Consider the following 13689-nt stretch of genomic DNA (forward strand, 5'->3'; position numbering starts at 1 on the left):
TCTCGGCTTTTGCCTAGCTTGTTCTGCCGAGGATATTCGCACCGAACTGCACAGCCGATGCATTCAACCGGTGATCGCAATGCGAAAGTCCCGAAAGAGGCGCGTTGGGTTGGATTGTCCTCTCTACCGGTTAAGAAACCTGGTCGAGAGATGTTTCAACAAACTTAAGAATGCTCGGCGGGTGGCTACCCGCTATGATAAGACAGCCGAAAGCTTCCTCGGCTTCGTAGATATCACTTCGATCCGCCTTTGGATCCGCTATTTGTCAATATAACCTAGAGAAGGGAACCGCGACCCAAGGAGGCCTTGACCGTGGGTTCAGATTGCCGCAGCATGGCCGTTGAAACAGCCATTCGTGCACGGCGAAGCATTTACAAGTAACGAAAAGTGGCTATGCGGGACTTCGGAGCCGTGTGTTATAGCCGTTGTTGAGGTAGGAAGCTCCTATAATTACGTTCGTGTCTGCAAAGAAGAATTTTTAGCGATCGCACTTGATTGTAGCGCTTATGTCGGATCACTTAATCGATGAGACTGAGGCTGCTGCTAATTTAAACGCTTGGGATTTTAAATTTTTGAGACTCGGAGATTTATCTAAATCCGCTTCATCAAACGATAACTGTACATTCGTTTAACCTGCCGAGATTGGCGTGGGAGGGCACCGTGAGCTTAATGCACAGGTCTCAGTGGATTAACCGCAAGGTCAGTGGAATTCGCTAACTTGCGCCAGTTAAGTTGACGGTGCCCTTCGAACGCGTACTTTTCTCTAACCCTCCCTTCAGCATTTATGTGTCTGTAAAAGTAACGCTCAGCGCAGATAATTCCTGTTAACAGATGAATTCCTGCCTCCCTAGTATGAGGGGATAGTTGGCTGCATGGCAGTAACCGTCGCCACCATCGGGAAAAGCTGCCCAAGCGAAGCTCGGCCGAAACGGCGGTCATATTTGACTGCAATATTGACATATAAATGGGGAACAAAATGAAAGACAGTCTTTCGAAATTATTGAGTGCCATCGACGAGGGCAGCTTCAATCGTCGAGATTTCCTGATCCGCGCCGGTGCATTTAGTGCGGCTGCATTGGTCGCGGTCTCTGGCTCTGGTGGAGCCGCGCTTGCAGATGAACCCAAAAAAGGTGGCATACTCAAGCTTGGCATCGGTGGCGGCGCATCAACTGACAGGCTGGATCCTGGACTTGCCGAGAACGCCGCGATGCTATTGGTTGGCAGGCTGTGGGGCGAAACGATGCTGGAGATCACGCCCGACAGCCAAGTTGCGCCACGGCTTGCGGATTCGTTTTCTTCGAATGAAGACGCGACCGAATGGACATTCAAAATTCGCGAGGGGATCACGTTCCATGATGGGTCCCCGATGGGCCCAGCGGACATAGTTGCTACATTCAAACGCCATTCCGATGAAAATTCAAAATCCGGCGCTTATGGCAACATGAAAGGCTTGTCCGACATTCGGGCGGACGGTCAAAATGTTGTGGTCACAACGGAAAGCGGAAATGCCGATTTACCGTTTTTGCTTGCAGGATACAACCTTGTGATTCAACCGAAGGGTGGCGTGGATAATCCAAATGCCGCTAACGGGACCGGAGCATACGTAATCACTTCGCAGGAACCGGGCATTCGTTACACCTTTGAAAAGAATCCGGACTACTGGGACGAAACCCGTGGCCATTACGATGGCATTGAAATTACTATCATAAACGATTCGACTGCCCGTAACTCTGCTTTGCAATCCGGCCAAGTCCATATGATTAATCGCGTCTTGCCGAAAGTTGCCAAGTTTCTTGCACAGGCGCCGGGCGTTAAAGTCAGAAACGTTTCTGGTCGGGCGCATTACGAATTTGTCATGATGGTTGATAAGGCACCTTTCGATAACAAGAACCTGCGGCTTGCCTTAAAATACTCGATAGACCGTCAGGAAATGGTCGATAAGATCCTTAATGGCTACGGATCGATTGGCAACGATATCCCGATCAACGCGGCTTATCCTCTGTTTGATACCTCGCTCCCTCAGCGAGAGTTCGACCTTGAAAAAGCAGCCGAACATTACAAGGCATCTGGTCACGACGGCAGCCCGATCGAACTGATTGTGGCAGAGGCCGCATTCCCCGGCGCTGGCGATGCAGCCGCCCTTTGGCAACAGTCTTGTGCCAAGGCGGGTATCACCTTGACCCTTAAAAAAGTACCGGATGACGGTTATTGGGATGATGTTTGGCGGAAGGCGCCTTTTTGTGCCAACTATTGGAGCGGTCGCCCAGTACAAGACCAGATGTATTCAACCGCTTATACCTCGACGGCATCCTATAACGACACCCATTTCTACAACCCAGAGTTTGACGCGCTAATAGTCGAAGCGCGCGGCGAGTTGGATCAGACTAAACGCTCCGATCTTTATTCGAAGATTGCACATCTGCTTTGGGATGAGGGTGGTGCCGTTGTCCCGATGTTCAACGATTTAATCGATGCCCATAGCGATACAATAGCAGGCTGGGTGGATGATCCAAACTTCGAACTGATGGGCGGCTACGCCCCAGTCAAGACGTGGATGGCCTAAAATCATGCATGTTGTGAATTGATGTCTAACCGGTCCAGTTGGCCGGTTGGACATCAGCAAATCTGGATTGCATGCTTCGCGTAGCCATGGGTCATAGGAATCGTCACCGAATTGGCAGTGAAGCTTGTTGGATGGTGTTGTCACGTTAACTGTTGTTCGGTTGCTCATACCCGTGATTGGACGTAGGTGATATTGATGAAGCCATCGTCAATCAGCTGCAAGCGTCACCGGTTTCCTCCTCAGATCATTGCCCACGCGGTGTGGCACTACCTTCGCTTCAATTTGAACCACCGCGAAGTTGAAGAGATGCTGCTGCAACGTGGGATCGAGGTTTCTTACGAAACCATCCGCAATTGCTTCTGTGTCCCCGCTCGCCGCCGCTCAGCCTTAACAATTCGGCATCACCGTCTCGAGGCCTTTGACGATTGGAATGCTGCCACACGAGCTGCTTGAAATCTGAGCATCAGCACTTCTTTGTGGACTGGGTGTTAACGTGACAACTCGCCTCTGGCGTAACCAAAAAGCATGATCCTAGCGTAGCTGAATGATCGTTCAATATGCACCTGATTTATGCACCACCCCAAGAGGCTTATTTTTTGGGTTTTTGGGCATGACGCAAATAGGCCACCGCAACACCACAGAAGTAAACGTTAGCAATGATCGAAACCGTGACAAAGTTTGAAATTGGGAACCCCACATTTTGAGTAATACCCATGCTACAACTCTGAACGCCCCCCTTCCGCGCTTGACCGGCAGACCCAGAACAACGCATTCTTCGCGGGCTTAGAACACTTGAAAGCAGCGTGGAACTTAGAACCGATACATCTTAGAAACGCCGCTCACCTGTTCGAATGACCGGGACCACGTCAAACCATGACACAAGCCAGTAGAAGAACAAAAAGACTACCACCTTCGGCTAATCAATCTCGGCGCGATCTTATCCAAACGAATTCGACAATTGTGCCATTGCTCAAAATTTTTTCCGCTGTTGTGGAGGAAAATGGAATCGCCAATGCTCAGATCAGGTTGAACAAGGATGCTTCGACGATCTCGCGCGCACTGACAAAGCTAGAGTCGCACTTGGGGCTAACTCTGTGTCAACGTGGGCGTGCAGGTTTTTCGCTGACTTCAGAAGGCAAGACAGTCTACGAGGAGGTTGAAAAGCTGCAGCGGGCCTTGTCGGGCTTTGACCGTCGCATAGCAGCTATACACGACTTTGGATCCGGCTCTCTACGTGTCGGAATCTTAGATAATATTCTTCAGAACCCAGTGTTCCCGCTCGGTCGTGTATTCCGAGAATACACGTCTAGTTTTGTGACACCGCCAGCCATTGACGTTCAGGTCATGCCGCCAAGAGAATTGGAAAAAGCTCTAGCTGAGGCACGCGTTGACATATGCATTGGTATCTTGCCAAGCCATAGTCCAGGTCATGTTCGCATGACAGCATGCTATGAAAACGATCTGTTTTATTGTGGCCGAGACAGTGCGCTGCATAACCTGTTGCATCCTTCAATTGCGCCAGAGACTGTCATTGATGAATTGGGAAACCAGGCTCTGGTTACCAGAGACTTCCTAGAAATACCGGATATGCCCGGTTTCAGTATTAATACGTTTCAAGAAGTCAGTTATACTGCCAATCTAGAGGCTGTTTGTCTGATGATCGCATCAGGAGCCTATGTCGGATTCTTGCCGGAGCACTACGCCGAACCGTATGTTAAAGCTGGTGAAATACATCCAGTTTTACCCGAAAGGCTGTCAAAACAAATCTCTATTCAGTTGGTAACATTGAAAAGTTGCTTTGACAGCCGAACGGACGTGCGCAGGTTTTTTGCCCTTGCACGCGAATTCATGGACGAATGCTAGCGCCATTAAGCGTGAGACTCATTCGAGCACTTTTGCCAAATCAGACCGTGTTGCATGGGCACCAAAAATTCCGCCTTCCCTGTTCAAGCCATTCAGGACGGCATCGTGAAGAGCATCTTCGGCCGCGCCACAACAATCGGAAATCAATAAGCAATCGATTCCACGTTCATTTGCATCTCGCATTGTGGAAGACACGCAGACATCGGTTGTAACCCCAAACAAAATCAGGTGTTTGACCCCCCAATCGCGCAGAATGTCATCTAGCTCGGTTTGATAGAAGGCGCTGTTTCCAGCTTTATCGACGACTGGCTCATTGGCAGCAGGATCAAATCCCGGCGCAAAGTCCCAACCGGGCTCGCCGCGTACTAACAAACGCCCCATTGGACCAACGCTCCCAATCGCAGCGCCAACGCGAATTGCACGCAGTTTTTTGGTTTCGCTGAGATCACTGAGGCCTGGCTCATGTCCCTCGCGAGTATGTATAAGTCGGATTGAGGTGGCTCGAAGCAATGCGAGCAGTTCTTTCGTATTCTCTGCCGCCATGTCGATCGATTCATTGGCTTCACCCAAAGATGCGAAATACCCGTCTGGCGACAGAAAATCATTCTGCATGTCAATGCAAATTGCTGCCGTGTCTGCCAGAGACCACTTGCCGCCAATTGGCCACGAATATGGGGCCGAGGCCACGATGGGGAGAGAATTTTCAGTCATCATTTTCCAATTCCACTGTTGATTTTTCTAAGTGGTAAGGAAGTTGCCAAATCTAATAAATAGATAGATTGGCAACGTAACGTGCAATATATGCACGCAATATTGTTTAGCAGGGTATTGCCAAGTTGCCTGGCGTTTCGACGGCGACAAAAGGCAACGAATGAACATCCATCCAGCATGCCGCGCCTGAAGGGTTTTCGCTACCCTCGTGAGGTCATTGCCTACGCGGTTTGCCTTGAGCACTGCGGATGTCGAAGATCTCTTGGCGGAACGGGGTGCCATCGTGGCCGGGAAAACATTCGGCTTTGGGTCAATCGTTTCGTCGCGCATTTTGCTGCCTACATCCGGCGCGATTGTCCCAAGCCGAACGACAAATGGCACATGGACGAGGTTTTCATCACGATCCGCGGCGAGAAGCATTGGTTGTGTCAGGCCATCGACGCGAACGGCGACGTACTTGATATCCTTGTTCAAATCAGGCGAAGTGCAAATGCGACCAAGTGGTTTTGCAAATGATTGGTCGCTCAGTTTGGTGAGCCAAGGTTCGTGATAACGGACAAGTTGCGCAGCTACATCAAGCCCGTTAGCGCCTTGGCACCGCAGGCCGACCACCGGGTCTGCACAGTTGACTATTTGGCATGAGACTGTCCCAGAGGGCAGGGCAGAAAAAAACGGGGCTGAGCACCTCTTTTTCATAATCTCTACCCCAAGTTTTCATCTCTACAATCAAAGACAAGCGCAGCAGACATTTCGTCGTGCAATACATACCCGCTCTAAGAAGTTGGGTGAATCAGCAGGAGAAACATCGCAATGCCCAATTCAAAACTTCTTCTTTCCCGCCGCAAGATGCTTAAGGTTGCTGCAGCAGGCGGGCTTGTCTCTTCAGGTGTGCTTGCTACGCCTGCGTTGACCCAATCACGCACAATCAAGATAGGGTCCTATGGGGGTTTTTTTGAGGACAACTTCCGCCAGCATATTTATCCTGCGTTCACTGAGGAAACGGGCATAGCAGTCGAAAGCATCACTCAACCCGACTCATCCGGCTGGCTTTTAACAACACAACAGGCAATCCAAGCCGGTGTTCTGCCAGCCGATCTTTCTCTGCATGTTCCCACAAACGTCATCAAAGGTGATCGCATGGGTGAAGTGTTTGACCCCATTGATCCAACCCGCATTCCCAATATTGGCAACGTTCAAGGTGGTTTTTTTAACGAAATGCCCGGCGGCCTCTACGGCGTGGGTGCGTTTAGCTACTACACCTCGTTGGTTATGAACACGGATGAGGAGGAAGCGCCAGAAAGCTGGACCGAATTGTGGGATGTCGACCGGTTCCAAGCCAGCCTTGGACTTCCGACCGAAGCAGCGTCACCATTGCTCGATATCGTGGCCGTGTCGTTCTTCGGTGGTCCGGACATTCTACAGACGCGCGAGGGGATCCAAACTGTCATCGACAAGGTCGCGGAGATGCGGCCTAATATTTCCCTTTGGTACAGTTCGACTAGCCAGATGGAGCAAAGTCTAAAGAACAATGACGTTATTGGAGGAATGCTTTACCACGACGTTGTCGGATTGCTGGCGTTGGACGGTATGCCGCTCGCCTCGATCTTCCCGAAGGAAGGCAATCCGGTCGATTTCAATTCCTGGACATTGTCGGCCGGAACCCAAAAACGCGAGGAAGCGCACGAGTTCATCAACTTTTGCTGTCTGCCGGAAACACAGGCACTGCTTGCACGCACGATTGGCGTTGCGCCGGTTGTGAATCCTGCGACAACTGATCTGACGGAGGAAGAGTTCCACGCCGTCGCTGGAACACCCTCGTTCCCCATGAGCTACGATGTCCTGCTCGACAATGAGACCTTTATCGAAGAGGCCATGACAAAAATGCGAGCAGCGGGATAAGCGTGCACCAAAGAAGGAGGTGCGCATGGAATTGACCTTTACAACGCATCAGGCCGTTACGAGCGACGGGGTTACCCTTGTCTACAAAACGGCTGGCGATGGTCCACTTAACCTCATTCTCATGGGTGGATGGGGCTGCACACGGGATTACTATGACGAGACTCTGGCTCACATGTCCATTAAAGGGTTGAGAGTTGCCGTCTTTGATCTTCGTGGTCATGGGGACTCAACGGAAAGTCCTGACTCTTACAGCTCGGCTCGGCAGGCTGCAGATGTGCTTGCGGTAGCGGATGCTGCGGGGATGGATGGGTTTGTCGCTTGCGGGCAGTCTATGGGTGCTAAGTATGTCCAATACCTGCCCGTGCTTGCGCCCACACGTGTACTGGGACTTGTGCTCATCAATGGTTGTCCGGCAGGACGTATCGATGTTCCTTGGGAACAAATTGAGGAAACGTCGGGATATGCGGGTGACCGGCACGCAATGCGGGCAACCCACAACGCAATGATCACCAGAACAGTCAAACATGAGCTGTCCGAAATGTGGATCGATAACGCCGCTAAGATAAGTCGTCAGGTACTGCGTGAGACTCTAAAGCACTGTTTCTACGATGATTTCGAGGACAAGGTGCGCGCAGCCGCGCCATTTCGAGCGCTGATCGTAAGCGCGCTGCATGACAAGTTTTTTCCTGTCGACATGATGCAGGAAAGGGTAACTGGGATCATCCCTGGCGCACGCGAGGTCTATTTGGACTGCGGTCACGAAATCCCTTTCGAGCGACCCGCCGAGCTTGCGATTGCAATGGAGTCTTTTCTTGCCGCGTGTGATCCAATGATAAATGCGCCTACCACACTATTTGCTAACTGAACTAAGGACAAGGCATTGCCCAAGTACAAGATATATAAGCCGGAAGGTGTCCCGGACCCATACGGCACATATGTTCACGGATTAGAGCCAGAGAGGGGATCTCGGTTAGTGTTCATTGCTGGCCAAGTGCCGGTAGCAGCAGACGGCAGCGTGCCTAAAACAATGACTGAACAGGCGACTATTTGTTGGGGACATGTCGAAGGTGTATTGAAAGATGCGGGCTTGGACATGTCGCATTTGGTCAAAACAACAATGTACTTAACAGATCGAGAACTTTATGCGGAGGCTGACGCGGTTAGTGCAGAGTTCCTGAAAAATCACCGCACCCCTGCCGTCTGCGTCGAAGTGAGCTCTCTTATGGAGCCAGATTGGCTGATTGAAGTTGAGGGCATCGCTGCAGCCCCCTGAGGCACGAGGTCTATCTTGACGCCAGCAATGGCTGACAATCTGCCACGGCTCAAAGTGCTAATGGTGGCCAGTGACTGCGTTACCAACAGTAAGCAAAGATTCATTGGTTAATCAAGATGTTCTGATCGTCATCCTGATACGAAGGTAGTGAATAGGTCGTATCGGAAAACCGATCACCCTTCCATCGGAGAAATCACGTGGAATGGGGCTTCAACGGGCTAAAGAACACCAGTTTTGTGTCGCGCAGAAACAAATTTACCGAAAGCTGTTTTGGCTTCGCCAGCAAAACGTCAATTCGGTCGTGCTCCATCATTTGTCAACGTGACCTAGTTGTTGCGCACCAGTAGCCATGAGTTTGCAACACAGCCAGTTTCTATGTGTCCGGGAATCACCCGTCAGAGTCGGCTGATTGCGTACTGTAGAATACCAAAACATTGCAAGAAATCATAGACTTGATGATTTCTTGCTCGAGCGACACCGAAAGCCACGCTGAGCGATCATTATTCGCGCTCCAAGATTGGTTTCCACCGTGGAATACTGGAACGCGAGAACTTCATCTTGTGGTTCGGGATGTCTTTATTCCTGCCTTTAAGGGGCGGTTTTGGAAGGTCTGGGAAAAGGTGCTAGGGGTTAGGAGAGATACGCTTGTTAGGATCAATCTGACCAACCTTCGGGAAAATACCCGAAGACTGGTGGAACGCTGCCAGCAGGAAGGCGTATTGATCACCGGTGTGACCAAGGCAACATTCGGTCTGCCGCAGGTTGCACGTACGATGATTCAAAGTGGTGTGATAAGCATTGGTGAATCGCGTTTGGAAAGCGTGAAGCGCCTGAAAACTGCGGGAATTCGCGCGCCCTTAATGATGTTGCGTATACCTTCGCTTAATCTCGCTAAAGACATAGTGTTGAAAACCGATATCAGCCTCAATTCCGAGCGCACTGTGATCGAAGCACTTTCAGATGCCGCGGTTCGGCATGGCAGAGTCCACAAGATAGTCCTGATGATTGATCTAGGAGATCTTCGCGAAGGTGTCATGCCAAAGGATGTCGAGCCTTTGGTGGAGCGTGTGCTGGAGATGCCCGGCGTTCAACTTGTGGGTGTGGGAACCAACCTGACCTGCTACGGTGGCGTAATCCCAACGGAAAAGAATCTTGGCCGGCTAGTCGATTGCGGAGATCGATTGGTAGGGTCCTATGGCGTAGACATTCAATATGTCTCGGGCGGGAACAGCAGTACTCTGCCTTTGCTGTTTTCGGGGAAGCTGCCTGCTGCGGTGAACCACCTTCGCTTAGGTGAGTCTATTTTGCTGGGTCGGGAGACTGCTACTTCGACGCAGTGGCCTGGGGCTAGTAGTGATGTGTTCGAACTTAGCTCGGAACTTATTGAAATAAAAATTAAACCTTCGCTTCCAATCGGGGAAACCGGGATGGATGCTTTTGGTCGAAAGGTCTCGTTCGAGAATAGAGGCAACCATCGAAGAGGTATCGTGAATCTTGGTCGTGCGGATCTCGATGTCGATGGACTGGTCCCGATCGACCCCAACATCACGATTTTGGGCGCGTCGTCAGACCACCTTCTGGTCGATCTTAGCGCTACGAAAACCCCCAAGAAACTTGGTGATCGGCTAACATTTCGAATGGCCTATTCGGCGCTGATCGGGGCTATGTCTTCTGACTCCATCTCACGGGATATCGTTGAAGACGAGAGCAGAGAAACTGAAATTTCGCAGGTTGCACTGGTCTGCCGTGACGTGGGTGATGGCCGTAATAGATCACTGCTGCCAGACATCGCCGCGCGCATCGATGAGCTGGGCTGCGATGTTGTTTCTACTACTATTACCGGTAGTGACCAAGTGTTCGAGCAGGCTCTGAACGATGCGATTAGTTGCGAAGGGCGGTTGATGGTGACGGGAGGCAATGCCGCCGTTGCACAGTGCGCCCTTAGCCAACTGGTTGAGCGCCACGGCCCCTTGGGAGTTGTCTGGATCGATGCACAGCCGGGATTGGTATCCGAGTCCGAACCCGCCGAGATTCTGACCGGTGCCTTTGGAAGTGACGAAGCGCTAGATCTTTTGACCAACAACGTCGTCGTTATTGGTCTGCGCGAGGGAAGCCCCGCGCAAGTTCTAGCGCTGGTTGACCATGAAGTCTCGGTATTCACGATGGAGGATATTGATCTTCTCGGAATCCAGGAGGTGATTGACAAGTGCCTCAGGCAAACTTCCGCAGGAACCGCAGGCGTCTTCGTTTATTTGAATCCAGCTGTGATGGAAGATTCGGACCAGGGTAGGCAAAAGGCGCTAACTTGCCACGAAACCTCGTTAATCTTGGAATGCATCTCCGATAGCGAACATCTGCGTGGCCTAGTGGTCGCACAAAGTCCGAAAGGATTTTCTGAGACTTTGGCTGAGCAGGTCAATAGCGTCACGCTAAGCGCATTTGGCAGGAAGACAATGCATTCACCAAGTGACTTGGAGAAAACCGCATACGGAAACCGCAGCATGAGTGGTGGCCACATTATCCCTTCAAATAAGGAGAGCCAGTGATGGAGAACATCAAAGTCGCAATCTGGGGCCTCGGTGCCATGGGCAGCGGAATGGCCCGTATGTTGGCAAAGAAATCAGGGGTTGATATCGTCGCGGTATGCGATTTGGCGCCGGACCGAGTAGGGCGCTGTCTCTACGACGTCCTCGGTCTTGCGCGAGGAAATCACCCTGAGGTTATCATTTCAGACAATCCAGACACGGCATTTCCAGACAGGACCGCCGATGTACTGCTCCTTGCTACGGATTCCTTCACCAAGGGCGCGTTTGATAAGATCGCCTTGGGCCTTTCACGTGGGATGAACGTGATTTCAACGGCTGAAGAATTGGCTTATCCGCAAGCACAAGAACCTGAGTTGGCGCGTCAACTCGACGAGATTGCGCGCGATAACGGCACGTCGGTGTTGGGAACCGGCATCAATCCGGGATTCGTAATGGATTACTTGGTGTTGGCGCTTACAGGAACCTGCGAACAAGTAGACGGGATCAAGGCTTCACGCGTCAATGATCTTTCACCTTTTGGCGGTACTGTTATGCAAGAACAGGGCGTGGGTACCACTCAAGCGGAATTCGAAAAAGGGGTCCGCGAGGGCAGCATCGCTGGTCATGTTGGTTTCCCGGAATCGATCCGAATGATCGCTGATGGCATCGGGTGGAAAATCGAGCGGATTGACCAGAGCCGCGAAGCAATCCTTACCTCGGTGGATAGAAAGGCACCCTTTGCAAGTGTCGCGAAAGGCGATGTCGCGGGGTGCCGTCAGTCCGGAACCGCAACGGTTGATGGCGAAGAAAGGATCGTCATGGAACACCCTCAGCAAATCCGACCACAGGACGAGGGCATCAACACCGGCGACATTGTCGAGATCAAGGGAACTCCAAATATCTCGATGAAGATCAGCCCCGAAATCCCGGGAGGCATTGGTACGATCGCCATGTGCGTAAACATGATCCCGCAGGTAATCAATGCGGATGCGGGACTAAAAACGATGTTGGACTTGCCTGTTCCGCGCGCAATCATGGGCGATTTCCGTGATCAGATTCGTGCCGAAAAGCGCGTCGTCGAATAGTGCCGTAAAGGCATTTTGTAAAGGAGATCCGAATGCGACAAGCACGCGCCGGCGATTGGGTCCGGATATATAGGAAGGTGATTTCAGCTGAGGAACGGTCACCGCAGATCCCAGATGATACTCGCGCAACTGAATTGGGTATGTGGGTTAAAGGCACGATTCAAGCTGATGGGGATATTGGTGACCACGTCGAGGTCGTCACCACAATTGGCCGTCGCGTTTCGGGTAAGTTGATCGAGGTAAACCCTTGTTATGAATTAGATTTTGGCGAATTCCGGCGTGATTTGCTCGATATTGGCACACAGGTCCGTGGCCTGCTGAAAAATGAGGTCGAGACCGATGGCAAGTGACATGTGCTTCAGCGCGGTAATGCAGCGCAAAAACGCAATCATGAAAGCCTCGATCGGGATTGACTATTCCGATTTTGAGACGGGTGGCATCGCATTCGACTATGAGGCCATGATGCGGGAAACTGGCTACTCGCTGAAGGAAATGAAAAAGATCCAACGCGAAGCTGGCGTCGGAAGCACCCCGCTGCTGGAAATGCGCAACTTGACTCACTTGTCGCGCAAAATGGCTGGCAAACCGGGTAAAGGGGCGCGCATCTTCGTAAAGGACGAAGCTTCAAACCCATCCGGTAGCTTTAAGGACCGACGAGCTGCAAACGCCGTCTACCATGCGAAACGGTTGGGATATGGAGGCGTCGTAGCCGCTACCAGCGGCAACTACGGTGCTGCAGTAGCCTCCCAGGCGGCGATCAATGGGCTGAACTGCATCATCGTGCAGGAATGCTACGACAGTCAGGGCGCCGGGCAACCGGAAATCATCGAGAAAGCCCGCCGCTGCGAGGCATACGGGGCCGAGGTTGTACAGCTGACGGTTGGCCCGGAACTGTTTTTAACCTTCCTATCGATCTTGGAGGATACCGGTTACTTCAATGCGTCGCTCTATTCGCCCTTTGGGATTGCTGGTGTAGAAACGCTGGGGTTCGAGCTTGTCGAGCAAACCCGAGAACTAACCGGACGCATCCCGGATATGGTAGTTTGCACTCATGCCGGTGGCGGCAACCTAACTGGCACGGCCCGGGGGCTATTGGCTGCGGGTGCTAAGGACACAACCGTAGTCGGTGCCAGCGTCAACCTCAAGGGGTTGCACATGGCTTCGGATAGGCAATTCAATCGAAAGTCGTTTACAACAGGCCACACTGGGTTTGGTATTCCTTTTGCCACCAAACCGGACCGCTCGGATGTGCCTCGGTCCGCCGCGCGGGTACTGCGTTACATGGATCGTTATGTCACCGTGAATCAGGGTGAAGTCTTTTACATGACAGAGGCACTGGCGCGATTAGAAGGTTTGGAGCGTGGCCCGGCAGGTAATACCTCGTTGGCCGCCGCGTTTTCGCTGGCGCAGGAACTAGACGAAGACCAGATATTGGTGGTTCAGGAAACAGAGTACACCGGGGCGGGTAAACACGTACAAGCCCAACTGACCTTTGCCAAAAAACAAGGCGTGCAGATCGGGTTCGGTGACCCCAAAGACGAAGTCGTCGGCGAGAGTATCGTTTTACCCGAGGGTCCACACCTGATCCGGGCTGTTGACGTCGATCTCGACCGCCTGCGCCGCTCCTATATTCGAAACGCTTGTCAAGAAGCGCAGTGCAATGGGGTCTCGGACCAGGACGTCGTGTTTCTCGCGGCGGAGACCCGAACTACCCAAACGTTCGTCCGCGAGATGTTGAACGAACTCACTGCAACCTGACATCCCGTTGAC

The 13689-nt window shown here is 51.9% G+C and carries 10 protein-coding genes and 3 pseudogenes; 12 read left to right on the forward strand and 1 reads right to left on the reverse strand.

Annotation, left to right across the window (positions count from 1 at the left end; all coding sequences use genetic code 11):
- Positions 1–25: 25 nt before the first annotated feature.
- The 4 genes and pseudogenes from Q1B46_RS16175 to Q1B46_RS16190 all read left to right on the forward strand — a co-directional run.
- Positions 26–274, forward strand: a pseudogene (locus tag Q1B46_RS16175) (transposase); the annotation flags it as partial.
- 702 nt (positions 275–976) lie between these two features.
- A complete protein-coding gene (locus Q1B46_RS16180) occupies positions 977–2563 on the forward strand; it encodes an ABC transporter substrate-binding protein (RefSeq protein ID WP_299949522.1) in 1587 nt (528 codons plus the stop codon).
- 195 nt (positions 2564–2758) lie between these two features.
- Positions 2759–2914 (forward strand): annotated as a pseudogene (locus tag Q1B46_RS16185) (IS6 family transposase); the annotation flags it as partial.
- 522 nt (positions 2915–3436) lie between these two features.
- The gene (locus tag Q1B46_RS16190) at positions 3437–4426 is read left to right on the forward strand and encodes a LysR family transcriptional regulator (RefSeq protein WP_299949524.1); all 990 of its coding nucleotides are present in this window, start codon (positions 3437–3439) and stop codon (positions 4424–4426) included.
- Between the two features lie 18 nt (positions 4427–4444).
- Here Q1B46_RS16190 and Q1B46_RS16195 read toward each other — a convergent pair whose 3' ends face one another.
- Complete coding sequence (locus Q1B46_RS16195) at positions 4445–5140, reverse strand: isochorismatase family cysteine hydrolase (RefSeq protein WP_366871595.1); 696 nt, start codon at positions 5138–5140, stop codon at positions 4445–4447.
- Positions 5141–5314: 174 nt separating this feature from the next.
- On the opposite strand from Q1B46_RS16195, the pseudogene Q1B46_RS16200 reads away from it, so the two are divergent.
- The 8 genes and pseudogenes from Q1B46_RS16200 to ortB all read left to right on the forward strand — a co-directional run.
- Positions 5315–5752 (forward strand): annotated as a pseudogene (locus Q1B46_RS16200) (DDE-type integrase/transposase/recombinase); the annotation flags it as partial.
- A gap of 195 nt (positions 5753–5947) precedes the next feature.
- The gene (locus Q1B46_RS16205) at positions 5948–7036 is read left to right on the forward strand and encodes an extracellular solute-binding protein (protein WP_299949526.1); all 1089 of its coding nucleotides are present in this window, start codon (positions 5948–5950) and stop codon (positions 7034–7036) included.
- A gap of 25 nt (positions 7037–7061) precedes the next feature.
- Entirely contained in the window at positions 7062–7901 is an 840-nt protein-coding gene (locus Q1B46_RS16210; protein ID WP_299949527.1) for an alpha/beta hydrolase, read from the forward strand.
- A 15-nt stretch (positions 7902–7916) separates the two neighbouring features.
- Positions 7917–8309 (forward strand): RidA family protein, encoded by a 393-nt coding sequence (locus Q1B46_RS16215; protein ID WP_299949529.1) that lies wholly within the window; start codon positions 7917–7919, stop codon positions 8307–8309.
- A 434-nt stretch (positions 8310–8743) separates the two neighbouring features.
- The gene (locus tag Q1B46_RS16220; RefSeq protein WP_299949531.1) at positions 8744–10855 is read left to right on the forward strand and encodes an alanine racemase; all 2112 of its coding nucleotides are present in this window, start codon (positions 8744–8746) and stop codon (positions 10853–10855) included.
- Complete coding sequence (gene ord, locus Q1B46_RS16225; protein ID WP_299949533.1) at positions 10855–11919, forward strand: 2,4-diaminopentanoate dehydrogenase; 1065 nt, start codon at positions 10855–10857, stop codon at positions 11917–11919. The genes Q1B46_RS16220 and ord overlap by 1 nt, the downstream gene beginning before the upstream one ends.
- A 32-nt stretch (positions 11920–11951) precedes the next feature.
- Positions 11952–12269, forward strand: coding sequence for a 2-amino-4-oxopentanoate thiolase subunit OrtA (gene ortA / locus Q1B46_RS16230; RefSeq protein ID WP_299949535.1), 318 nt, complete (start codon positions 11952–11954; stop codon positions 12267–12269).
- Positions 12259–13677, forward strand: a complete 1419-nt coding sequence (ortB, locus tag Q1B46_RS16235) for a 2-amino-4-oxopentanoate thiolase subunit OrtB (protein WP_299949537.1) — start codon at positions 12259–12261, stop codon at positions 13675–13677. The genes ortA and ortB overlap by 11 nt, the downstream gene beginning before the upstream one ends.
- The last annotated feature ends 12 nt before the right edge of the window (positions 13678–13689 follow it).

The organism is uncultured Ruegeria sp., from assembly GCF_947500045.1.
Lineage (GTDB): Bacteria > Pseudomonadota > Alphaproteobacteria > Rhodobacterales > Rhodobacteraceae > Ruegeria.

Bases quoted from the DNA above. Each gene is read 5' to 3' on its own strand.
- Q1B46_RS16180 (WP_299949522.1), top strand. From the start codon at position 977: ATGAAAGACAGTCTTTCGAAATTATTGAGTGCCATCGACGAGGGCAGC.
- Q1B46_RS16195 (WP_366871595.1), bottom strand. From the start codon at position 5,140: ATGATGACTGAAAATTCTCTCCCCATCGTGGCCTCGGCCCCATATTCG.
- ortB (WP_299949537.1), top strand. From the start codon at position 12,259: ATGGCAAGTGACATGTGCTTCAGCGCGGTAATGCAGCGCAAAAACGCA.
- Q1B46_RS16190 (WP_299949524.1), top strand. From the start codon at position 3,437: ATGACACAAGCCAGTAGAAGAACAAAAAGACTACCACCTTCGGCTAAT.
- Q1B46_RS16205 (WP_299949526.1), top strand. From the start codon at position 5,948: ATGCCCAATTCAAAACTTCTTCTTTCCCGCCGCAAGATGCTTAAGGTT.
- Q1B46_RS16210 (WP_299949527.1), top strand. From the start codon at position 7,062: ATGGAATTGACCTTTACAACGCATCAGGCCGTTACGAGCGACGGGGTT.
- ortA (WP_299949535.1), top strand. From the start codon at position 11,952: ATGCGACAAGCACGCGCCGGCGATTGGGTCCGGATATATAGGAAGGTG.
- ord (WP_299949533.1), top strand. From the start codon at position 10,855: ATGGAGAACATCAAAGTCGCAATCTGGGGCCTCGGTGCCATGGGCAGC.